Genomic DNA, 21,435 nt, shown 5'->3' with positions numbered 1-21,435 from the left:
CTTGTCCAGATCCTAGATTTTGCTTAAGGATCGAGTAAGGCAAGTAATGCCAGCTTAACTATTTTAACTCAATCATCTTATGCAGTTCCTTACTTTTGCGCATTTGTCGGTCTTGCTGACGTCTAGGGGCTGTATGATGCAATTCCTTCTCGAATTCTGATTCTGGGTATACAGGAGGTACAGGAACGGTTCTCCCCTCTTCATTAATCGCAACCATGCACACAAAAGAGGTAGCTGTTAATTGCTTGGTACCTGTCAAGAGGTCCTCAGAGGAAACTTGTACGAAAACTTCCATAGAAGAACGGCCAGTCCAGGTGACAAAAGCTTCTAAGCGTATCGCATACCCTTTCTTTACGGGGTTAAGAAAGTCTACAGAATCAATGGAAGCTGTAACAACAGCACTTTGACAATGTCTCATCGCGGCGATAGCCGCAACCTCATCGATATAAGAAAGTACCTTTCCACCGAAGATATTGTCATAATGATTCGTATCAGGAGGTAGAACTAGCGATGTAAGTACGGTGCTACTGCTCTTAATAGGTCTTGGATCCAATAGTTCCCACTCCTTTGTTTTTACCCTTATTTTATTCTATTTCCGTAGGAAGTTCAAAAATAACCCATCTTTTCATAAAAGCTCATTGTTTACGGTATTTTAATAAATATCGAAACGTACTCACTGGGAGGAAAAACCAAGATGATGTATGATTGTATCATTGTGGGCGGAGGGATTGCTGGGATCCAAGCAGCTATACAACTAGGAAGATACCAACATCAAACACTAGTTATTGATTCAGGGTATGGGAGATCGACCCTATGCAGGCGTTACCATAATCTCTTGGGCTGGCCAGATGGAGTCAGTGGCGAACACCTTCGTTCGCTTGGGATCAAGCAAGCGAAAGACCTAGGGGTAACCTTTGTACAGGACTTGATTGTCAAAGCCCAAACCAGCCAACAAGCCTTCGTAATGCAAGGTAAAACAGGAAGAGATTATAAATGTAAAAGACTATTGTTATCTACGGGCGTGATGGACCGCATCCCGGAGGATCTCTACAGCCTAGTCCCTTGTTTGGGGTTGAGTGTATTTATCTGTCCTGACTGCGACGGGTATGAGATTAGGGATCAACATGCTGTTGTTTTAGGTGCAGGTAATACGGGTGCTCGTATGGCTCTAACCCTAACTTATTGGACGCAGGAAATTACCTATATAAACCACGAAAAGAAACCAGTAGATCTTGAATATCGGAAGCAAATGGATGGAAAAGGAATTCGTTTGATAAACGAAAGAATCAAGACTATGGATATCGTGAATGGACATGGATTAATCAAGTTGGGGCTAGAGACTGAAGAAGTGATTCACACGGAAGGAACCTTTATTGCCTTTGGAGGGAATGAGGTTAAAACCGATCTAGCGGCTCAATTAGGTGTGGAAAGGCTTGAGAATAAACACATCCTCGTAGATCCTCGTACGAAAATGACGAACATTCAACATATCTGGGCAGCGGGAGATATTGTGGCCCATTCGGAACAAGTAAGCATTGCCATGGGGGAAGGGGCACAAGCTGCTATCTGGATCCATAAATCTCTATTAAAGGAAAAGTAAGCCCTGTTTTTTCGTCCAGGGTGTAACGAAATGTTGCGAAAATTGCTAGTTTGTTATAGTATAGATATAATCAGTAAATTGGTATACAAAATACAAAAGGGGTGTTTGTTCAATGAGCTATATTGTTCTAACAAATAAAGAAAGCTATCAGACAGATCTTACTACTCCAGGTATCGAATTAGTTGAGTCTTATGATTATATGTTCTATGACAAACGCAAAGCTAACTACTCCATCATGAAAGTAACAGATAGCAAGTGTAAGATCAAAATTGTGGAAGAAAGCGATAAAACTTACGTTAACCACATTCCTGTGAAGTTCTTTGAGGCGTTTGAAACAATTGAAGAAGCAAGAGAAGAATTGGATGTACTTGTGGGCACTCACTCCGATACTCAGAAATTAGTAAAGATCTCTTAAAAATGACCCAAGGCAATGATTTCGCATAAGAAATCATTGTCTTTCATTTTGAGCGCAATTTCTATAAAAAAATGAGGGTCTCACCGTCTAACGATGTCACCCTCAACTTTTATGAGTATACTTTCTTTACTTTAATGGACTTCCTCCGCCGATAAAGCGCCATTCCCAATGACGTCCGGCTACATCATCAATTCGTACACCACCGGAATCCTTGGAGTATGTATGGAGTACTTTTCCATTCCCCATATAGATTCCGGAATGTCCTACACTTTGTTTCGAAACATCTATTCCTTCGTAGTCAGACGATCTAAAGCCCTTGTACGACATAAAAAACATGATGTCTCCCACTTTAAGCTCGTCCATTTTTGTTGTATATGTACCATTTGCTTTTACATATTTTAATTGTGAACTGGCTCCACCACGGCCAAAATCAATATTCGCACCGTCACGGTAAGCCCACATTACAAATTCTGAGCAGTCCATACTGTCCTTCGTTGCCCGAGTGGAACCGTATTCATATCGAGTTCCTAAATACTTGAGTCCTGCGTCAACGATATTTTGTCGGATGGTGCTATCAGTTGTTGGTTCAGGAATAACAGGAGGAGGTGGAGTTGGTGCCTCGACTTTAGGTTGTTCAGGGACAATTCTTTTCGCTCCTAGATAATTGTTCTTGGCAATGGTGGAATTAAGGTCTAGATACTGAACTTTCTTATAAGGTTTATACGAAAGAATGACTCGATCATTCCCTTCATAAAATCCTACGGCAATCATGTTGTTGACACTGCTGCCAAAAAAGACGACGTCACCTACTTGTAAGTCTTTCTTATTAATAAGAGTGCCTTCATTTGATAGGGCTTTTAGACCTGTTGGCAGTGTAAGGCCTTGCTGTTTATAAACATAAGTGATTAAGTAACTGGTATCATACTTCGTAATATCATAACCAATGTACTTCCTTGCCTCTGTCACGAGATCATTTCCAAATGTTGAAGCGGTTGTAATTCCTGTAAGGCTTGTCCAAACCATCGTTGAAGCTAGAAGGATCTTTGTCATTATTTTCTTCTTCATGTTGTTTTCATCCTCTCCCGATGAATTTTGGTTATGGAACAAAAATTAACCATTCCCTGTAACCAAAATACCATGTTCTCCCTAAGAAGCATATGTGTAAATTATGGAATACTCCACGTCCATATCCTTCGTGTGATAGGTCATTTTTTTGTCCAATAAAATAATAAAAGCGTGAAACTTATGAGTCTCACGTTAGATAATCAGGTCTTACTTCTTAGAATTTTTTATAACCAAAACAGGGACGGTAGAATGTTGTACAACATACCAACTAACGCTTCCAAGTAACCATTCTTTCCATTTGCTCGCGCCCTTGTTTCCAATCAGAATGAGGTCACAATGGTATTGTTCGGCATGTCGGACAATGACCTTTCCGGGGTAGCCCTTGAGGAGATAGGTTCTCCAAGGATTGGCAAGTGGTTTGAGGGACTGCTTTATCTTAAGTATAATCTCCTCCCCGCCTTCTAGGACTGGAATGGTGATGGATTGTTTCATTTCCCCTGCTAATTTATATTCTTTGAGGTACATACGGTAAGTGCCGACATGAATAACATGAATCTCGATCTTAGAATCCCATTGAGCTAACTTTATTGCTTTCTGCAAGGCGAGGTCAGAGAGCTGAGAGCCATCGTAGGCTACGAGAATCTTGGTAAATAGCATGGTGCTCACCAAGCTTTCGTTTTTTTCTAGTATAGCACACCTATTCCATTTATTGGTATGCTCCACCAAGGGAGAGTCAGGATAAAAAGAGGCAAACCGTAGAAAATGAAGGTAGTAAGCGTCTGAGGAGATGAATGGGAATGAGGACAAAAATCATCGCATGGCTGCTTTTAGTTTTGGCTATCCCTTCTGTTGCTGCATACGGACAAGTAGACATATCAAAACTTAGGGTTGATACTACCGAAGTAGGCAGTGTGAGAGGGTTATTTGAACAATCAAGCCTCATTGTTCATGGATCACTAACAAGTGCAGATGAACAGTATCCAACAGGTCAAAGTGTTAACAATTATAAAGTTATTAATTATGTCCAAAGTGTTCAGGTTAGAAAGTACATAAAAGGCAGTGCTACATCCACGATCCGTTTGCTTACTACTGGAACAGATCGATTACCTCCACCGCCAGATCCTTTAAATAAGATGTATCCGGGTCCTCTTGCGGAAGGAGAGTATATTTTATTTTTGCAAAAATTGTCGGGAACAAATTTATATACGGTTATAGGCGGATGGCAAGGGGTGTACCCTCTAATGGGGGGGAAAACCATTTCCTTGCAAGAAAGTGGATTTTCGGATTTAAAGGGTTTGACAGTAGAACAGATGGAACAAAAGGTGAAACAAGTTCAATGACGACAGGAAGAGCCTTGTGCTGTTCCTTTTTTCTTGTCTATAGATTTACATAGATACTAAAAAGGAGTTTAATGTAAGTAGAGACTTTTTAGATTGATGGAAATAAAAGGTGATGAGGTAATTTGGATACAACGTATGGGAAAATAACATCATTTCTCGAAACGTTAGTGATTTCTGTTATCGGTGGGATTCTTTTTTCTCAATTACATATCCCTCTGGCTTGGTTGTTAGGTCCGATGACCACGGTTATGGTTTGGAAGATGGTAACGAATCGAGTACTCTTCTGGCCATTGTCCTTCCGTAATATTGGATTGATGGGACTTGGTTACTTATTAGGTGTCTCCTTCACAAGAGAAACCCTGGTACAGGTGGCAAGTCATCTTCCTACTATGTTAGTTGCTACGGTTCTAGTCATTTTATTTAGCTTTTTAATGGGATATATCCTTACAAGAACTTGTAAGATATCGCTAATGACAGGGATGATTGGTTCTGTACCAGGGGGATTATCGCAGATGGTTATGTTAGGCGAGGAACTTCGCGGGGTAGATTCAACCGTCGTAACCTTTATGCAAACGCTACGGTTATTATCCGTAATCTTCCTCGTGCCTTTTCTTGTAGGGCATGGGTTAGATGCTGATCTTGGCAGCACTGTTCCATTATCCGAATCCAATCAAGTAACCGGCATGAACTTTTGGGTGGTTTTGACCTTTATTTTGGCAGTCGTGATAGGGGTTTGGATAGGGAAGAAAATCTCCCTCCCTACTGCCCCTTTATTGGGACCGTTGCTTGCTACTTCTGTTTTAGTTCTAGTTGGAGTACCTGCCCCAGAACTACCTGAGCCAGCCTTGCTCCTTTCTCAAGTATTGGTTGGAGCACATATGGGGATCGGAATGAATACAGGGAGTCTAAGCAATTGGAAGACATTAGCCCCCTTTTCCATTGCTGCAAGTGTTGCTGTTGTCTTTTTTACTCTAGGAATAGCTTCGGTTCTGGTGTATTGGCATCCAATGTCCTTAGTCAACGCCTTCCTCTGTACTTCCCCTGGCGGAGTGGCCGAGATGGGGGTTACAGCTAAGGAGGTAAAAGTTGATTTATCTATTGTTACGGCGTATCAGCTTTTTCGTATGTTTTTTATCCTCTTTCTTATTCCCCCACTTATTAAATGGTGGGCCAACAGGATATCAGTAGCTCAAGTTTTAGAGGGTGTCCCTAAGGTCGGTAAAACCGACTTCTAGGTGTCACCCTTTTTTTCGTAAGGGGACTCTCCTCATTGACACCCCCAAAACGCGGTCCAGTGGTTTTGGGGGTGTCAAACCCCCTCATTGACACCCTCAAATCGAGGCCCGGTGGTTTTGGGGGTATCAACCCCCCAGATTGACACCCCCAAAACGCGGTCCAACCAATTTCGGGTACCCAAAACCCCAGATTACACCCCAAAAACGCGGTCCAGTGGTTTTGGGGGCATCAACCCCCCTCTCTAACACCCTCAAATCGAGGCCCCGCAGTTTTCAGGTATCACCCCCCCTCTCATAGTCACCCGAAACCACAATCAACCCATTGAATAATTGGTCACAATAAATGGAAAAATAGTAACATAACACAGTAACAATAATAATACTGTTATAATACAATAGAAATATAAACCTTCGGAGGGATGTTCGATGTTAGGATTAGATTTTTATCGTAATTTACCTGTGAAAATTTGTGTGGAATGTGGTTGTGATATTCAAGAGCAACATGAGTCTTACTTGTATGAGTGCGAGCGTTGTCTTAATAGTCGTGAAGAATAATGAACAAGAGCCTAGAATCCACATGGATTCTAGGCTCTTGTTTTGTGCTTCTTTACCCGGTATCGTTCCTTTAACTCTCTAAATCGCTTCTGTCCAAAACAGATGGTACAGTAATCTGCCGATGAGTTGTGTTCATACTTTCGAGGTCCCCAAAAGGATTTATGACATCCATAGCATCGCCAAAAGCCAACCATCTCTATGACCACAGGTAACCTTTTCATTCCCTAGCTTTCTCCAATCTTTCTCTATCATCATTGTGACAGAAGCGAAATAAACTATACGATCTTTCTTTGTTCTATTTCTTTTTCAGACTTAACCATGTCGACTTTGCAGTTAGGACAAGTTAAGAAGAAGTGGCTACCGAGTCGATACCAAACATCGCAATTGTCATTTGAACAGATCATCACTTCAAATTTTACCCTATTGCCTTGCCTCATATGTAATTCCTCCTGTTTTTTCTGGGTTGGGAAATCTTGTTAAGGCTATTCTACAACAGAATGTATGCGTTTGCAATTAATAAATCAGTAAATTTAGTATATTTAGTTTAATTTGTTATTGAGTCAATTCTCATGAACATTCATGAACTGGGAAAGACTAACAGCAGCTCATAACAAAGGGAGGAACGAAAATGAAAATCAGATGGTTAATTCCATTATTCCTTTTATTCCTTCTCAGTCAAACGGTACTGGCCGCGCAAACGATCAAATTAATTGTCAACCATAAGGAAATTAAGCCAGATGTCCCCCCTCAATTGGTAAACGGGAGAGTCTTGGTTCCTGTCCGATCGGTTGCGGAAGCATTGCAGGCTGAGGTGATTTGGGACGAACTTTCTCAGAGTGTTACCATTACTCAGAAACAGCCTACTCCTGAACAGATAAATAGCCTACCGGAGGCCAAAGCTGGTCTTTTTGCAATTGAACGAGATGGTATGTATGAAAAGTTTGAGTTGCGTGTAGGAGACAAAGTACGAAAGTTCCCGTTTTGGAATGCCTCAGTCAGCCGTCCACACCAAATGCTTTTTCATGACATAGATGAGGATGGTCAAAAAGAAATTATTGTATTGCTTACGACTAGTACTGGAAACGGCATTCATATTACGGAAGCCCATGTGATTAAAACAGGCGATATGTTACAGGAGGTCTATGTTGAGCAACCCTTGGCTATCACTTGGAAAAATGTATCTACCAAATCAAGTCCTGGAAACATGGAAATCCGCGTTGGAAAAGAGAAACATATGATCTCTAAAGAGAAGGTAAGCTCTCCTCCGGAAAACTGGTTTCCTCACCTTCATTTTGGAAATCAGATCTCTTATAACATAGTGGATAATAAATTAACAGCTTTTGTAAGCGGTCAGATCTCGCCCACTGAATACGTAGGCGAAGTCGTAATCACTTATGAGTACAAAGACATGATGTTTCAATCCACTGACATTGACTATCGTCCTTTGTCAAGCTCTACGAATGATGAATGAAATAGAAAAAAACTGAGGAAATCCCGCTTGCATAAGTGGGATTTCCTCAGTTTTAATGGAGTAGTTTTCTCGCTTCTCGAATAATCGGAGTAACTCTATAGGAAGGAATGAGCTTGAGCGATACGCAAGTTTTTAAGTTTTTAATGAATGCCCTTATGTGTCTAGCTGCTTGGTGTAGATTCGCTTCTAACTTCTTGGTCATGTTCTCAGGCAGGTTCAAGCGACGAACCTTCTCTCTAAGCCGAAGCAGCAATGCTTTCTGCTGAGTTCTATGTCCTCTTGTTGGAAGGGTTGCCGTAAGATCTGCCAATGGCGTAGTCTGACCAGGAACTAGATCTCCAGAACCCAGTGCTCCAAGATCCCCAGGGTTCATCGCCCCCGGATTCATTGCTCCGAAGTTAAATGCTCCAGGGTTAAATGCCCCCGGATTCAGGGCACCAAAATTAAATGCTCCAGGATTCAATGCTCCCAGATTCATGGCCCCCGGATCCATTGCCCCCGGATTCATCGCTCCAAAATGAAACGCGCTCGGATCTAACCCGTTCATAGGAAGATTAGGCAGATCACCCATGGGGGCTGAGCTAGGAAGATTTGACGGTAACGGCTGAAGTAGGGTTGGATCAAAGGATTGGGGCTGCTCTAGCGGTAGTACCTGACCTCCCTTGGCGAGAGAATCTTCCGGAGGAATAATGTTCATTTCTGTCTGTGGGGTGTCTATCGGATTGGGTGAAGGTTCTGTTAATAGTGGAGTTTGCACCGGCTCTGCCCTCTCTGCTTGATCGTTCATTAGGGGATCAATGACCGTAAATTCTGCTGTGGTTTGGTCTATTACATAGAGATGGTTACCATCAGTGACTAACGCCAACTTGTTGTTAGATTCAAGAGGGAGGACGATTTTTGAAACTAGTTGGTGAGTATCGCTATCAATGACAGAAATAAAATTAAAGTTCCAATGAGTGACATAGATATTTTTTCCATCAGGCCCCACAAGAGCCCCGCTCGGTTTTTCCTCAACAGGTATTCGATTTAACACTTCATGTGTCAAACGATCTAGGAAGATCACTTCACTAGTTTCGTAGTTCGTAAGGCAAATCGAATCTTGTAGCATTTTCGTTATCTCCTCCTTCAAGGTCGTACTAAGCCTATAGTATGTTAGGTTAGAAATTTCGTATAGTCTTATGACAGGTGGCTATTACCTATTTTTAGGCCATCCCCACTCCCCTGTTCAATATCATTTGTCGCTTTTTGTGAATAAACTGAATGGGTGAGAAGTGTAATTCGCTTAACATATAGGAGGTTTCAGCATGTCCTTGTTACCCTATGATCCGTTCCAAAGCTTTGAACGATTAAAACAGGAATTAGAGCATCTCTTTCCAACTCCATCCTTCAGCCCTATAAAGATAAGGGAAATGGATCAGCAAATTATAGCAACGTGTAGGATGCCCGGTGTAAAAAGAAGAGAGGATTTTACGGTCTATGTACATGGGAACCTGCTTACCGTATCTCGTAAGGTTAATAGCTCTTATGAGGTGAAGAGTCATGCTTGGTATAGTTCACAGCAATTTGCTGGAGCAACCCAACAAACTGTCCCCTTGCCATCGCCTGTTCACGCACATAGAATGACAACGAGATACAATCAAGATACATTAGAAATCATCCTGCCTAAACGCCTTCCTTCAGAATCGTAACCATAAATCTCCTGACTAATCCTCCCTTTATTTCTTCAAAATAAACGTTAAGGAGGTGTTAGGAGATGAATCCCATAAGAATAAAGCTTATTCTTCCCATCTTGGCCATTGGGGTTTTGTCCGCTTGTGGCTTTGATGACGGGGTAAGAACAAACCAAAGAACCATCCCAGGAGAAGATCGTTATATTGTTAGAGAGTACGATTCTAATCGAGCTTACATTTATGATCAAAGCACGGTGAAAGCTAAAAATTTAGCAACGAGGTTATCAAATGAGGCGGAACGTGTGCATAACGTAAGAGAGGCCATCGCGATTGTAGAGGGGAAAGATATTATCATGGCCGTATCCACAAAACCAGACCCCATCGATCCCCCAGATAAGGTGGTTAAACGCATTAGGCAACGCCTTAAAGCCAAGGAACCCGGTTTGACCGGCTATAACCTTTATATTACGACGAATCAGGAGCTAAGTACACAAATTGCTAGGGTAAACAATAATATGGCAAATTACTCAACACCAGGCTATCCTATTGACGTGAGTGAACCCGACTTTGCTCAAATCCTAAGGGACGTACGCACGGCCTTGGGACCATAAAAGGGGCAAATGTTTGCCCCTTTTACTTCCTCTTTTTTAGGTAATGAACCAACCCCATCGCACCGACCTCTAGGTCAAGCTTCAGGATGTCATATACAGGATGATCAGTCGGTATCTGACGTTCAAGTAAGTAATCCTGAACGACTTGATATAGTCGTCTATAGACTTCCGATTCATTCCCTCCTTGATTTAACGTCTCTTCTGCCACATTCACGAATATAGGAACCCATTTCTCAACTTGGTTGTAAATGTCTGACGTTCTCTCTGCTACGCTAAAGTGACCGAAGAAAATTCGATCTACATCTAAGTTGCGGATTCGCTCCATGGAGTTGAGCATAGATTCTGGGTCAAATTGATTCGGTGAGGTGGAAGGCAAACAAAAGCTCATTCCTGCCGCCTCTAATTGATGGTAATAAACGCCTAGGGTGTCTCCTGTAAAGATCCCATTACTTACCGGGTCATAAATGCTGAAGTGGTGGTTGGCATGACCAGGTGTATCTAAGAAGCGTAACTTACAGTTGGGCCCAATCTCTAAGGTTTCACCATCAGCCTTTGTGATGAGCCTGTCCTCCGGAACTGGAATAATAGGATGGAATAAAGTGTCAAATTGATCTCCGTAGACAGCCTTTGCCCCTTCAATTAGACGGCTAGGCTGAGCGAGGTGTCGAGCTCCCTTAGGGTGGACAACGACTTTGGCCTGTGGACAGCTTTGCAGTAATAGTCCAGCTCCCCCAGCATGATCGAGATGGATATGGGTAACAATAATGTACTTTAAGTCAGCAGGATCAATCCCTAACTCCTTAAACCCGTCTAATATATAAGGAACGGATGGGCTTGCGCTTGTTTCGACAATCGTAAGCTGTTCTTCATGAAGGACATAAGTACCTGTTCTACCGGGTACACCCAGATCGTGACCGTCTATCAAGTGGATGCGATGGCCTAATTCCATTGTTTTATTCAACTTATCTCCCCTCCCATTTTATCTCATCGTTTTTTTTAGGATGGCAAGTCAGAAAATTTTGCTATAATGTATTATAACGTACATTGGATGGATCGACTATGCTTTCTTTCCGCTTATTGGGGCAACTGATCATCAATGACAGTTTATTTTGCAACTATTTATCAGGAAAGAAACAGCGAGTTTGGAGGGGAAATTCATGAGCAAGTGGGTGCCGGCATCCGATAAGAGAAAGTTCATCCGATGGTTTATGAACAACTATCGCTTTAAAAAGATTGAAGTGAAAAAATTATTCGATTTTCTTCTCTCTCATGACCAGATTCTAGAGAGGGTTCATTTTGTAGATAAAGTACATCCGAGTAGCCGTACGATCCTTATTTCGACGGTCTGTTCGGAAACCATACCTTTTGAATACCGGAAGAATAGCAAGATCACAAGCAATACTGAGGAAGCTTTTCAAGATGTAAAAAACAATCACAAGGATCGAATCTATATCCTCTTACACTTTCGTGGAAAGATGCTAAGCCATCAATATTCAGCCGTTCGTGAAAACTTCAAGCCACAAATACGTGATGAAAATGAAACCCCTATTCTATTACGGATTCTTGCTGAAATCTATTTAGACCAGCAAGTAGAAGATCGTCGATTAGAGGAACTCGATAGAGAAATTGATCGATGCTTAGATGAAGGTGATAAGGAGTTATTCCTCAAGCTCACCGAAGAACGGGAACGTATCCGTGAAAAAAGGACAACATCGAATAACTAATGACGAATAAAGTCGAAGAAAGAAGAAATGTTTGGGGAATAACGGGAAATAAATTGGTAAAACTAAAGGAGGAGCTAAAGATAAGCTCCTCTACTCCACATTTTGGATCGCATGCTCCCAGCTTGGAAAATAGTAAAGGGCGTTTTTCATCAGCTGGGGGTGTGACTCCTTCACTTTCTTCTTACTTAAAGACCCCCCGGTCGTTTTAAGATTCCGAATTTGATCAATAACCTGTACGACACTCATGTCTGCTTCCATGGACTAACACCTCCCTTCTTCTATTACTCATTTTTCCCCCATTGACATTATTTACACTTCCTTTGTAGGAGATATTTTAAAAAACATGGGCACCATTCACCTTCCCGTTCATAAGGTAGAAAAGAGAACTCAACACGGGAGGTTGCCATGATTAAAGTCGGAGAGTCGCAGCCGAACCTTCACGGTTTAGTCCATGCATGGGGGTTAAGTGAAGTTCAGGTACTCATGTTAAGAAAGATGGTCATGAGTCCACAACTTTATAGTTATCAATCTTTTAAACAGTTATATTTTGAATTGAAGCTTCGGGAAAACCTAGTCTCCTCTGGTGCAGGATTAAGCTATAGCGGGGCTACCTTTGCTGTTTTTGAATCGTCCCGCTGCAACGAGCATTACTGGACTCGAACGGATAATGGTGGTTTTTTGTTAAAGCCCAATGTCACAACTGCAGAAGGAATTCGAGACATTTTCGTTAACGGGAGGCTTTATGCTTTTGAATGTACGACAGCGATTATGATTGTATGTTACAAAGCAATCTTGGATACCATTCCAGAGGCAACGTTCAACCGATTGTTTCCTAATTTATTTTTATGGAATGGCTATTATGACGAGGATCTTGCCCTTACCCAACAACCGGTTTCAGACGGGTTGCCTGGGGATATCCGTTACTTCAAGAATCCCGACCATTCTAGCCCTGAATGGCAAGGAGAGAATGCGGTATATCTTGGAAATGGGAATTATTTTGGCCATGGAGTAGGGATTGCATCAGGGGAGATGATCATTATGTTTCTCAATCGATTGCGTATACCAGGCTCTATGCAAAGCGCTTTTCTAATGAAAGAAGCCTTCTTCCCCAACTTCAAATATTTAGCTCAATATGACAGAGATGTCGTCCCGTCACCTGAGATGCGCTCACCTCTTAGTTCTCTTCCGCTGATTATTACGAATGTGGGTTCAACCACGTACCTAAGCATTTAACCAAAAAGAAGGCAACACCAGAGCTCGTCCGGTGTTGCCTCCTATTTTTTATTTCCTATTCTTCTAGAGACAAGTGATGCGGAAAAGGAGTAATCTGTTCCGCTTTCAATACGCCGTTACAGAGCATAATTAAGCTGGCTTTAATTTCTTTGGTATACACTTCATGACCTAACTCAATTTCTCGTAAAGCCGTAAACATGACCATACCAAATAAGGAACTAGCTAGAGTTCGAATATTGGCTGTTGCCGAGATGTACCCTTCTTGTTGAAGTTCGGTATAAAAGCCTTCCATTTTACTAAAGTAACGATGAATCAGCTTTTGCACCTCTCCCTGCATAGTATGAGTTCCCCAAAACTTGCTCATAAGCAGTTGACAAAGCTCTGTTTTCTCAGCAAAAAATTTCAAGTGAACCTTTAATAGCTTAACCAACATTTCGTCCCTGGGAAGAGGACTTTGGATGACTTGATCCACTTCTTGAATAAGGGTGTCGATCCCTTTCTCTAAAACGTAAAGGAACAACTCCTCTTTTGTCTTGAAATAGTAGTACAGAGTTCCTTTTGCAACGGAGGACACCTCCGCAATATAGTCCATGGTGGTTTCACTAAACTCATGTTGGGAAAAGGCTTTTAATGCCCCTTTATAAATTAACTCTTTCTTTGAAGTCAAGTCTTCATCACTCCTTTTACCACGCCACTCAACTCCTACATAGTAGCGGGTTACAAGAAATAAATCAATCGAAAAGGAATAAGGGCTGGCGAAATAGCCAGCCGTCTTTCTCGTTATGACGTTACGTATTTCTTGTTTTTAATCAATTTTTTAGCAATCTCCCGTTTTAGTGGAATCAGGTTCATCGGCTTAAAGCGGACGAGTTTTTTGAGAATGGATAACTGCATGAGGAGATGGTCCCCTTCTGAGATCGCGGTGAGCACTTCTTTTGCTGTTGTCTCTATATTGGTAAAGGCTGCGTGTACATAAGCCGTAGTCATATTGATTTTGTGACTACTCTTCTGTACTCCATCACGCTGGGTCGCTTTCTTCGTTCTTAAGATGGCGCTTTCCATGGCGAAAACCTCAATCATTAGGTTCGCTAAGCTTTCTAATATCTCTTGTTCTTCCTCGAGATTTTGCTGGTACTTCATCACCGCGGAGCCCCCAGCCATTAAGAGAATCTTCTTAGCAGAGTCGAGCATCGCGGTCTCCTTGGCTAGGATCTCCTCTTCGTCGATGATAGGAGGAATATAAGATATGAGGTCATCCTGTAAGCTTTTCGCAGCGGCAAATAGGGGCAACTCCCCTTTCATCGCCTTTCGGAATAGGGTGGCTGGAATGAGTAAGCGATTAATCTCATTCGTCCCTTCAAAGATCCGGTTAATTCTTGAATCTCTATAGATTCTCTCTACCTTATAATCTTGCGTATAGCCATAACCACCATGGATCTGAACGCCTTCATCGGCTACAAAATCAAGGGATTCCGAGGCATAAACTTTATTAATGGAGCACTCTAGGGCATATTCTTCAACCGCTTTGCCTATTTTTTCACTATAATCAGGGGCGGATTTGTCGAGTTGTTGCATCGCGGCGTCAATGAGTCCCCCTGTCCGGTATACCATGCTCTCCGTCACATAGGTTCGAATGGCCAGATCAGCCAGCTTTTTCTGCATCAGTGGAAATTCTACTAGAGATTTATTAAATTGTTTTCGTTCTGTGGCATAAGTCGTTGCGAGTTCGACCGTCCATTTACAAGCCCCGACACAACCTGCGGCCAGCTTATAACGACCTATATTAAGAATATTAAAAGCGATAATATGACCCTTTCCCACCTCGCCTAGGAGGTTTTCTACCGGGACTTTCACATCCTCTAAAATAAGGGGCCGGGTGGATGATCCTTTAATTCCCATCTTTTTTTCTTCTGGCCCGGTAGATACCCCGGGATATTCTCTTTCCACAATAAAGGCACTGAATTTTTGTCCGTCAATCTTGGCATATACCACAAACACATCGGCAAACGCAGCATTCGTGATGTATTGCTTAGTACCATTTAAAATGTAGTAGTCTCCATCATCACTTAGAACCGCCGTTGTCTTCGCTCCTAGAGCATCTGAACCGGACGAAGGCTCTGTCAAGCAATAGGCTGCTATTTTTTCTCCGGTTGCGAGGTCAGGGAGATACTGCTTTTTTTGCTTTTCTGTACCGAATAGAACGATAGGCAAGCTGCCAATCCCGACATGAGCGCCATGGGTTAACGTAAAGGACGAGCCGCGGCTTAGATGCTCCGTAATTAATGTCGAGCTAATTTTATCCAGATCGCTTCCACCATAGGGTTCGGGTACCTCTGCACCTAGCAATCCTAATTCGCCAGCTTTTTTCATCAGCTCCACTAAGAGAGGGAAATTCTGTCCTTCAATTTCTTCATCATGGGGGAGGACTTCTCCCTCCACAAAATCTTGGGTTAAGCTTGCAATCATTTTATGCTCTTCCGTGAAATCCTCTGGGGTGAACACGTTCTCTGCTGGAGTAGATTCTAATACGAAACCGCCGCCTCTACTCATCATGAATGGAGGATTCATGTGTGGTCCCACCTTTCACCTAAGGTAAAAACTCCAAAACGCCAGCTGCTCCCATTCCACCACCGATACACATACTGACAACTCCGTACCGAGAACCCCTGCGTTTGGCTTCATGCATCATGGTTACGGTAAGCTTCGTTCCCGTACAACCGAGGGGGTGACCCAAGGCAATTGCACCACCGTTAACATTAACCTTAGACTCCTCGAGTCCAAGGTGACGAATGATGTATCTACATTGGGATGCAAAAGCTTCATTGATTTCGTAAAGATCCACTTGCTCTTGTGTAATTCCAGCTAATTTTAATGCTTTAGGAATGGCAATAATGGGACCGATCCCCATAATGTCAGGATCTACGCCACCCAGGGCAAAAGAGCGGAAGATGGCCATGGGCTTTAAGCCTAATTGATCTGCCTTTTCTCGTGACATCACGACCACCGCTGCGGCCCCATCACTCGTTTGTGAGGCATTGCCAGCTGTAACCGTTCCGCTGAGCTGGAAGGCAGGCCTTAATTTTGCCAAGCTTGCCATCGTGGTGTCGGGACGAACGCCTTCATCCGTATCAAAGAGGAGCTCCTCCTCTTGTACCTTTCCTTCATGGTTTAGCCATCGTCTTTTCACAGGCACAGGCACAATTTCTTCTCTAAACTTCCCCTCTACAAGGGCAGCAGCAGCTTTACGGTGACTCTCCAGGGCAAACAAGTCTTGTTCTTCTCGGCTTACATCAAACCTTCTTGCTACATTCTCCGCGGTATGCCCCATGGATAAGTAAATATCAGGTCGGTGATCGACCAGGTAAGGATGAGGAAGCGGGCGATATCCTTCCATGGGGACATGACTCATACTCTCTACTCCTCCAGCTACGATCACATCTGCCCACCCACACATAATTCGTTCTGCTGCAAGCGCAATGGATTGTAAGCCGGATGAGCAGAAGCGATTAATCGTAAAACCGGGAACGGAGTTGGGCAATCCTGCTCGGACGGAAACAATTCTTCCAAGGTTTAACCCTTGTTCTCCTTCCGGCATAGCGCAACCGATAATCACATCCTCTACCTCTTCTACAGGTAACCCAGGCACCTTTCTTAGTACCTCTTTTACTACGAGGCCACCTAGGTCTTCTGGGCGCGTATGCTTTAAGGTGCCTTTTTTCGATTTTCCTACAGCGGTTCTAACCCCTGCAACAAGAACAGCCTCCCGTATCTTCATTCTTTCCCCTCCTAGTTTCGCAAAGGTTTTCCCTTCAGGAGCATATGCTGCATACGAGCTTGGCTTTTGGGCTCGCCGCATAAGCTTAGGAAGGCTTCTCTTTCGAGGTCTAGTAAGTATTGTTCGGATACTTGGGACTGGGCAGGAAGGACACCCCCCGACAGTACATGGGCTAACTTCCCTGCAATGAGTCCGTCATGCTCACTGATAAAGCCAGCGACTTTCATTTGATAGATCCCAAATTTCATGACGGCAAGACCCGGTTCTCCTACCACTCGAATCGTCCGCTTCATAGGCGGTTCATAACCGCTGGCATGCATAGCTAGAACTCGTTGTTTGGCCTCATACAATTGATCATCACGATTGATGGAGATCCCATCTGTTGCTCTGAGATAGCCTAAATCCTTTGCTTCCACTCCACTCGTAGACACTTTAGCCATCGCGATCGTCTCGAAGGTTTGGTTGATATAAGGTTGTAAATCGACTTTTCCATCCAAGTCAAACCGTGTGGTCGTACGCCAGAGCATTTCTTTTGTCCCTGCGCCTCCAGGAATTAAGCCTACCCCCACTTCGACCAATCCCATATAGGTTTCTGCATGGGCTTGAACATGAGAAGCTGGGAGACACATTTCCACGCCCCCTCCAAGCGTCATAGAAAAAGGAGCAGAAACAATCGGCTTCTCAAAGTATTTCATGGCCATCGCTACGCTTTGGAATTCTCGCACCAATTGATCGATCTCAAACCAATTATGATCCTGCGCCTCCATGAGTAGCATCATGACATTGGCTCCGACACAAAAGTTCTTTCCTTGATTGCCGATTACAAGCCCCCGATAGTTCTTTCGAACTTCTTCTAAGCTCGCTCGAATCATCTGTAAAATATCAGGGCCTATGGCGTTATTCGGTGAGTGGAATTCAAGACATGCCACGTCATCACCTAGATCGATAAGACTCGCGCCGGAATTCTTCTTGATGAGTCTGCCCTTCTCTTTTAATTCATCTAGTATTATTTTTTCTAGAGGCTCCATGCACTCTCTGGTTTCCCCACTGATATCGAAGTAAAGCGTGCCATGAGGTGTTTGATTGTAAAAGGACTTCTGTCCTCCCTCTAGCATCTTTTTGACCCAGGTAGGGACGACGGTCCCCTCCCTTTCCATTTTCGAAACCGATTTTTCTACCCCAATGGCATCCCAAACTTCAAATGGACCAAGCTCCCAATTGAATCCCCACTTCATGGCCTTATCTAAGTCGTGTAGACTGTCGCAAATCTCTGGTATCTTCTCCGCAGAGTATACGAGGGTTTGCTTCAGGACGTCCCAAACAAACTGACTACCAGGATCTGTTCCATAGGCCATCACCTTTAACTTTTCTTTTAAGGTTTTGGTATTTTTGGCTGTGTCAAGGCAAGGAAAGCTTCTTTTTTCAATGGGGGTGTACTCTTGCAATTCGGGATCCCACTGAAGAATTTCTTTTCCTCCCGGTATCTTCTTCTTGAGATAGAATCCCTGACCGGATTTATCCCCAAGGTATTGGCGATCTACCATATAACGAAGAGATTCCGGGACATCAAATTTTTTCTTTTCCGAGGAGTCCGTGACTTGGGAGAAAACATTGTGGGCTACATGGACAAAGGTGTCTAGACCTACTAAATCCAGCGTTCTAAAAGTGGCGCTTTTCGGCCTGCCGATGACGGGGCCGGTTAATGAATCAACATCTGAGACTTTTAAATTGTATTTTTTCATAGCCTCAAGCGTAATCAACAACCCAAATACACCTATGCGATTGGCGATGAAATTCGGAGTGTCTCTGGCGATGACGACGCCTTTACCCAGTTTTTTTTCGGCGAAATGTTTTACGTATTTCGTTATATTGGGATCTGTATCTGCAGTTGGGATGATTTCTAAGAGCAGCATATATCTGGGGGGATTAAAAAAGTGAGTACCGAGAAAATGAGCACGAAAAGCGGGAGACCTTTCCTCTACCATTCGCTGAATGGATATGCCTGAAGTATTCGTACTTACAATCGTGCCAGGATTCCAATATTGTTCAATTTTTTCAAGCAATTGTTTCTTAATCTCTAAGTTTTCTACAACGACTTCAATGACCCAATCCGCATCACGGATATGGTGTATATCATCTTCGACATTCCCTGGAGAAATTCGTGACAAAGTATCTAAGGAGTATATAGGACTTGGTTTTTGTTTAGATAAACGAGCCTTCGCTGTTTCTGCTAAACCAATTCGTGACTGATGTCCTTGGGGAACGATGTCAAGCAAGTGTACCTGTACTCCTACATTAGCCAGATGAGCAGCAATCCCTGCCCCCATCACGCCTGAGCCTATTACTACGGCTTTGCGTATCCTCTTTTCCAATCCAATCCCCCCTGTCTTCATACAACTGAACTGACTAGTCAGTTAAATGTAATAAAGCCCCTCTATACATGTATAGCAAAAAAAATCCCGGCTTATACCGGGAAAAAAGGAGGAGAAACAAAAGGATGTTTTACTATCATTAGCCAATTTTTTTGGTTTCATACGGTGTTTATATAGATTTTCCAGCAAATAAGGCTTGAACCGTTTGCTCAAGCTCTTGAAAGATGGGAAGTTTCGACTGTTCGTGTGGAAGATCGTTTCTACAGTTTTCGTTGAAATTTTGGGGTGATCTGAACCATAAATTTAGTGGATGAGATCGAGTATAAGAGTAATGCAGCCCAAATAAAGGAGAAACTGATAATGTGTGCCGTTGTGAACGGTTCTTTATAAAGAAAGATTCCGAGCAGCAAGCCTATGCTTGGAGACAGGTATTGGATGAAACCAATGGTTGTCAAGGAGATTCGTTTTGCAGCTTGAGCAAACCACAGGAGAGGTAGAGCTGTGACAATCCCCGCACCAAAAAGTAAAAAATGCTCACCCATCGTTACTGTGCCTAATGCTCCCGAGCCATTCCACTGAAGAAAAGAAAGATAAAGGATAGCCAATGGAGCGACAATCGTCGTCTCTAATGCTAGACTAATCATGGAATCCACTTTCGTTAATTTCTTCGCCAAGCCATAGAAAGCAAAGGTCAGAGCTAATGAAAAGGCAACCCATGGAATCTTTCCGAATTCAACGGTGATAATGATTACTCCAATTGCAGCCAAGGCTATGGAAACAAGTTGCCAAAAGTGCAGTCTCTCTTTTAACACCAACATTCCCAAACAAAAAGAAAGTAAGGGATTAATATAATATCCTAAACTAGCTTCAATGACGTGATTATTGTTAACAGCCCAAATATACGTAAACCAATTCGCACTGATAAGAAAGCCACTAGCAAAGATTCCCAACCTTACAGAAGGTTGAAAAAGGACCTCCTTAAACGACTTCCATCTTTTCATTAAGAACAGAATCATAGACACAAAAACAAAGGACCAAAGAATTCGATGGGCCAAGATCTCCCCCGAAGGAATCTGCTGAAGAGCCTTCCAATAGAGGGGCAATAGTCCCCAAGAAGCGTAGGCAGCTACAGCATACCAAATTCCTGTTACTTCTCTATTCATTTACTCGTCTCCCGTCTAGCTCAAGCTTCATATATCAATCAAGCATAAATCTTTTTCCGGAAGTTGGCAATAGGGTTAAGAGAGCTGCCAATGGATGGGAGACTTCCCTATTTTTCTTAACAATCGGTTTGTTCTCGAGAAAGGTCGGCTGCCAAAAAAACCACGATGAGCAGAAAACGGGCTTGGATGTGGTGATTGAATCACAAAGTGGTGCTTCGCTGTGATAAGTTGCTCTTTCTCTTGCGCATGCTTGCCCCATAGAATAAAAATGACGGGATCTTCTCTATCGTTTAGTAACGAAATAATCTTATCAGTAAAAGTCTCCCATCCCATCCCTTTGTGTGAATGGGGTTGACCGGAACGAACCGTCAGCACGGTATTCAATAACAGAACACCTTGCTCTGCCCATTGCGTTAAGCAACCATGACTTGGCGCCATGAAACCAAGATCAGCATGCATTTCTTTAAAGATATTTCGAAGCGATGGAGGTGGTGTCACCCCCTTCTGCACAGAGAAACTGAGACCATCAGCTTGACCTGCACCATGGTAAGGATCTTGGCCTAATATCACGACTTTAGTGTCTGCGTAGGAAGTACATTCCAAAGCATGAAAAATCTGATCTTGATTTGGAAAAATCATCTCATTCTTGTATTCATTGCGTAAGCGATCTATAAGTTCCTGAAAATAAGGCTTTTCCCATTCTTTTTGCACGAAGTCAGACCAGTCATTGTTGATGGATAGCATAAGTAGATCCTCTCTTTTTATAAGTTAGCATCCTATGATTCTATCATAAGTGCATAGAGTGCATATTCCTATTGCTTATTCCTAACAATAAAATGAACAAATGATGTGGAGGTGAGTAGAATGGATAAGCAAGCTAAACAAGAGATGGAAATGATCACGATCTCTAAACCTCCTATAGAGTTAGGACCTGAGGAGATTCCAGCTCCAAGTCCAAAGGTAAAGCCTAGCGGAGTGGAAGAGAATACGCAAAACATTGATTACGGTGCTTAAGACAGCCCGATCCGGTTAACGGAGCTTTTTACCGCTATTTTCAATTTTGGGGTTTATAAAGCCCTAATAACGGTAAAAAGTTCCTTTATTCAATAATGGAAGCGTTACCAAATTGATTTTTGGTTAAATAGCGGAAATGAATCCCTCTATATAACCAAAATACTCTAAAGCCCCCTAACAGGATTGGACACT

The 21,435-nt window shown here is 42.8% G+C and carries 24 protein-coding genes; 11 read left to right on the top strand and 13 right to left on the bottom strand.

The annotated features are described in order from the left end of the window. Positions 1-58 precede the first annotated feature (58 nt). Positions 59-553, bottom strand: coding sequence for an acyl-CoA thioesterase (locus EIZ39_RS25005; RefSeq protein ID WP_129204082.1), 495 nt, complete (start codon positions 551-553; stop codon positions 59-61). A 141-nt stretch (positions 554-694) separates the two neighbouring features. Here EIZ39_RS25005 and EIZ39_RS25000 point away from each other — a divergent pair, with 141 nt between their 5' ends. Both EIZ39_RS25000 and EIZ39_RS24995 read left to right on the top strand, forming a co-directional pair. Then, entirely contained in the window at positions 695-1,600 is a 906-nt protein-coding gene (locus tag EIZ39_RS25000; RefSeq protein WP_129204080.1) for an NAD(P)/FAD-dependent oxidoreductase, read from the top strand. 112 nt (positions 1,601-1,712) lie between these two features. Further along, positions 1,713-2,015: a hypothetical protein gene (locus EIZ39_RS24995; RefSeq protein WP_129204078.1), complete on the top strand. Its 303-nt coding sequence runs from the start codon at positions 1,713-1,715 to the stop codon at positions 2,013-2,015. Positions 2,016-2,141: 126 nt separating this feature from the next. Here the strand turns inward: EIZ39_RS24995 and EIZ39_RS24990 are convergent, their stop codons facing one another. Further along, the gene (locus EIZ39_RS24990) at positions 2,142-3,080 is read right to left on the bottom strand and encodes a C40 family peptidase (RefSeq protein ID WP_129204077.1); all 939 of its coding nucleotides are present in this window, start codon (positions 3,078-3,080) and stop codon (positions 2,142-2,144) included. A gap of 207 nt (positions 3,081-3,287) precedes the next feature. Continuing rightward, positions 3,288-3,737: a universal stress protein gene (locus tag EIZ39_RS24985; RefSeq protein WP_164985330.1), complete on the bottom strand. Its 450-nt coding sequence runs from the start codon at positions 3,735-3,737 to the stop codon at positions 3,288-3,290. A 140-nt stretch (positions 3,738-3,877) separates the two neighbouring features. Between EIZ39_RS24985 and EIZ39_RS24980 the strand changes: the two genes are divergently transcribed. The 3 genes from EIZ39_RS24980 (at position 3,878) to yhfH (ending at position 6,210) form a co-directional block, all read left to right on the top strand. Then, positions 3,878-4,420: a hypothetical protein gene (locus tag EIZ39_RS24980; RefSeq protein WP_129204073.1), complete on the top strand. Its 543-nt coding sequence runs from the start codon at positions 3,878-3,880 to the stop codon at positions 4,418-4,420. 122 nt (positions 4,421-4,542) lie between these two features. After that, entirely contained in the window at positions 4,543-5,655 is a 1,113-nt protein-coding gene (locus EIZ39_RS24975; protein ID WP_129204071.1) for an AbrB family transcriptional regulator, read from the top strand. 426 nt (positions 5,656-6,081) lie between these two features. Further along, the gene (yhfH, locus tag EIZ39_RS24970; RefSeq protein WP_129204069.1) at positions 6,082-6,210 is read left to right on the top strand and encodes a protein YhfH; all 129 of its coding nucleotides are present in this window, start codon (positions 6,082-6,084) and stop codon (positions 6,208-6,210) included. A 275-nt stretch (positions 6,211-6,485) separates the two neighbouring features. Here yhfH and EIZ39_RS26985 read toward each other — a convergent pair whose 3' ends face one another. Further along, complete coding sequence (locus EIZ39_RS26985; RefSeq protein ID WP_164985329.1) at positions 6,486-6,647, bottom strand: hypothetical protein; 162 nt, start codon at positions 6,645-6,647, stop codon at positions 6,486-6,488. Positions 6,648-6,838: 191 nt separating this feature from the next. On the opposite strand from EIZ39_RS26985, the gene EIZ39_RS24965 reads away from it, so the two are divergent. Further along, complete coding sequence (locus EIZ39_RS24965; RefSeq protein WP_129204067.1) at positions 6,839-7,681, top strand: copper amine oxidase N-terminal domain-containing protein; 843 nt, start codon at positions 6,839-6,841, stop codon at positions 7,679-7,681. A 52-nt stretch (positions 7,682-7,733) separates the two neighbouring features. Here EIZ39_RS24965 and EIZ39_RS24960 read toward each other — a convergent pair whose 3' ends face one another. After that, positions 7,734-8,789, bottom strand: a complete 1,056-nt coding sequence (locus EIZ39_RS24960) for a hypothetical protein (protein ID WP_129204065.1) — start codon at positions 8,787-8,789, stop codon at positions 7,734-7,736. 196 nt (positions 8,790-8,985) lie between these two features. On the opposite strand from EIZ39_RS24960, the gene EIZ39_RS24955 reads away from it, so the two are divergent. Beyond that, entirely contained in the window at positions 8,986-9,369 is a 384-nt protein-coding gene (locus tag EIZ39_RS24955; protein ID WP_129204063.1) for an Hsp20/alpha crystallin family protein, read from the top strand. Positions 9,370-9,434: 65 nt separating this feature from the next. Continuing rightward, positions 9,435-9,962 carry a YhcN/YlaJ family sporulation lipoprotein gene (locus tag EIZ39_RS24950; RefSeq protein WP_129204061.1) on the top strand — a complete coding sequence of 176 codons (528 nt, stop codon included), beginning with the start codon at positions 9,435-9,437 and terminating at the stop codon, positions 9,960-9,962. 22 nt (positions 9,963-9,984) lie between these two features. On the opposite strand, the gene EIZ39_RS24945 is transcribed toward EIZ39_RS24950, so the two are convergent. After that, positions 9,985-10,923, bottom strand: coding sequence for an MBL fold metallo-hydrolase (locus EIZ39_RS24945; RefSeq protein WP_240675939.1), 939 nt, complete (start codon positions 10,921-10,923; stop codon positions 9,985-9,987). A gap of 196 nt (positions 10,924-11,119) precedes the next feature. On the opposite strand from EIZ39_RS24945, the gene EIZ39_RS24940 reads away from it, so the two are divergent. Further along, positions 11,120-11,686 (top strand): YpiB family protein, encoded by a 567-nt coding sequence (locus EIZ39_RS24940; protein WP_129204059.1) that lies wholly within the window; start codon positions 11,120-11,122, stop codon positions 11,684-11,686. Positions 11,687-11,776: 90 nt separating this feature from the next. Here EIZ39_RS24940 and EIZ39_RS26980 read toward each other — a convergent pair whose 3' ends face one another. After that, positions 11,777-11,944 carry a hypothetical protein gene (locus EIZ39_RS26980; protein WP_164985328.1) on the bottom strand — a complete coding sequence of 56 codons (168 nt, stop codon included), beginning with the start codon at positions 11,942-11,944 and terminating at the stop codon, positions 11,777-11,779. Between the two features lie 147 nt (positions 11,945-12,091). Between EIZ39_RS26980 and EIZ39_RS24935 the strand changes: the two genes are divergently transcribed. Next, positions 12,092-12,919, top strand: a complete 828-nt coding sequence (locus EIZ39_RS24935; RefSeq protein ID WP_129204057.1) for a protein-glutamine gamma-glutamyltransferase — start codon at positions 12,092-12,094, stop codon at positions 12,917-12,919. A 55-nt stretch (positions 12,920-12,974) separates the two neighbouring features. Here the strand turns inward: EIZ39_RS24935 and EIZ39_RS24930 are convergent, their stop codons facing one another. From EIZ39_RS24930 to EIZ39_RS24905, 6 genes are all read right to left on the bottom strand, one after another. Beyond that, positions 12,975-13,586, bottom strand: a complete 612-nt coding sequence (locus EIZ39_RS24930) for a TetR/AcrR family transcriptional regulator (protein WP_164985327.1) — start codon at positions 13,584-13,586, stop codon at positions 12,975-12,977. A gap of 113 nt (positions 13,587-13,699) precedes the next feature. Then, positions 13,700-15,487: an acyl-CoA dehydrogenase family protein gene (locus EIZ39_RS24925; protein WP_240675938.1), complete on the bottom strand. Its 1,788-nt coding sequence runs from the start codon at positions 15,485-15,487 to the stop codon at positions 13,700-13,702. A gap of 19 nt (positions 15,488-15,506) precedes the next feature. Continuing rightward, positions 15,507-16,688 (bottom strand): acetyl-CoA C-acyltransferase, encoded by a 1,182-nt coding sequence (locus EIZ39_RS24920; protein ID WP_129204092.1) that lies wholly within the window; start codon positions 16,686-16,688, stop codon positions 15,507-15,509. Between the two features lie 17 nt (positions 16,689-16,705). Then, positions 16,706-19,066 carry a 3-hydroxyacyl-CoA dehydrogenase/enoyl-CoA hydratase family protein gene (locus tag EIZ39_RS24915; RefSeq protein WP_129204053.1) on the bottom strand — a complete coding sequence of 787 codons (2,361 nt, stop codon included), beginning with the start codon at positions 19,064-19,066 and terminating at the stop codon, positions 16,706-16,708. Between the two features lie 260 nt (positions 19,067-19,326). After that, complete coding sequence (rarD, locus tag EIZ39_RS24910) at positions 19,327-20,229, bottom strand: EamA family transporter RarD (RefSeq protein WP_129204051.1); 903 nt, start codon at positions 20,227-20,229, stop codon at positions 19,327-19,329. Positions 20,230-20,304: 75 nt separating this feature from the next. Next, positions 20,305-20,973 (bottom strand): uracil-DNA glycosylase, encoded by a 669-nt coding sequence (locus EIZ39_RS24905; RefSeq protein ID WP_129204048.1) that lies wholly within the window; start codon positions 20,971-20,973, stop codon positions 20,305-20,307. 120 nt (positions 20,974-21,093) lie between these two features. On the opposite strand from EIZ39_RS24905, the gene EIZ39_RS26975 reads away from it, so the two are divergent. Then, positions 21,094-21,243: a hypothetical protein gene (locus tag EIZ39_RS26975; RefSeq protein WP_164985326.1), complete on the top strand. Its 150-nt coding sequence runs from the start codon at positions 21,094-21,096 to the stop codon at positions 21,241-21,243. Positions 21,244-21,435 lie beyond the last annotated feature (192 nt).

Source organism: Ammoniphilus sp. CFH 90114, assembly GCF_004123195.1.
GTDB lineage: Bacteria > Bacillota > Bacilli > Aneurinibacillales > RAOX-1 > YIM-78166.
The sequence above is the reverse complement of the archived record's forward strand: the minus strand, read 5'-3'. Positions and strand labels throughout refer to the sequence as shown.

Bases quoted from the DNA above. Each gene is read 5' to 3' on its own strand.
- EIZ39_RS24950 (WP_129204061.1), top strand. From the start codon at position 9,435: ATGAATCCCATAAGAATAAAGCTTATTCTTCCCATCTTGGCCATTGGG.
- EIZ39_RS26985 (WP_164985329.1), bottom strand. From the start codon at position 6,647: ATGAGGCAAGGCAATAGGGTAAAATTTGAAGTGATGATCTGTTCAAAT.
- EIZ39_RS24905 (WP_129204048.1), bottom strand. From the start codon at position 20,973: ATGCTATCCATCAACAATGACTGGTCTGACTTCGTGCAAAAAGAATGG.
- EIZ39_RS24980 (WP_129204073.1), top strand. From the start codon at position 3,878: ATGAGGACAAAAATCATCGCATGGCTGCTTTTAGTTTTGGCTATCCCT.
- EIZ39_RS26975 (WP_164985326.1), top strand. From the start codon at position 21,094: ATGGATAAGCAAGCTAAACAAGAGATGGAAATGATCACGATCTCTAAA.
- yhfH (WP_129204069.1), top strand. From the start codon at position 6,082: ATGTTAGGATTAGATTTTTATCGTAATTTACCTGTGAAAATTTGTGTG.
- EIZ39_RS25000 (WP_129204080.1), top strand. From the start codon at position 695: ATGATGTATGATTGTATCATTGTGGGCGGAGGGATTGCTGGGATCCAA.
- EIZ39_RS24955 (WP_129204063.1), top strand. From the start codon at position 8,986: ATGTCCTTGTTACCCTATGATCCGTTCCAAAGCTTTGAACGATTAAAA.
- EIZ39_RS24990 (WP_129204077.1), bottom strand. From the start codon at position 3,080: ATGAAGAAGAAAATAATGACAAAGATCCTTCTAGCTTCAACGATGGTT.
- EIZ39_RS24960 (WP_129204065.1), bottom strand. From the start codon at position 8,789: ATGCTACAAGATTCGATTTGCCTTACGAACTACGAAACTAGTGAAGTG.
- rarD (WP_129204051.1), bottom strand. From the start codon at position 20,229: ATGAATAGAGAAGTAACAGGAATTTGGTATGCTGTAGCTGCCTACGCT.
- EIZ39_RS24985 (WP_164985330.1), bottom strand. From the start codon at position 3,737: ATGCTATTTACCAAGATTCTCGTAGCCTACGATGGCTCTCAGCTCTCT.
- EIZ39_RS24925 (WP_240675938.1), bottom strand. From the start codon at position 15,487: ATGAATCCTCCATTCATGATGAGTAGAGGCGGCGGTTTCGTATTAGAA.
- EIZ39_RS24995 (WP_129204078.1), top strand. From the start codon at position 1,713: ATGAGCTATATTGTTCTAACAAATAAAGAAAGCTATCAGACAGATCTT.
- EIZ39_RS24935 (WP_129204057.1), top strand. From the start codon at position 12,092: ATGATTAAAGTCGGAGAGTCGCAGCCGAACCTTCACGGTTTAGTCCAT.
- EIZ39_RS24940 (WP_129204059.1), top strand. From the start codon at position 11,120: ATGAGCAAGTGGGTGCCGGCATCCGATAAGAGAAAGTTCATCCGATGG.
- EIZ39_RS24965 (WP_129204067.1), top strand. From the start codon at position 6,839: ATGAAAATCAGATGGTTAATTCCATTATTCCTTTTATTCCTTCTCAGT.
- EIZ39_RS26980 (WP_164985328.1), bottom strand. From the start codon at position 11,944: ATGGAAGCAGACATGAGTGTCGTACAGGTTATTGATCAAATTCGGAAT.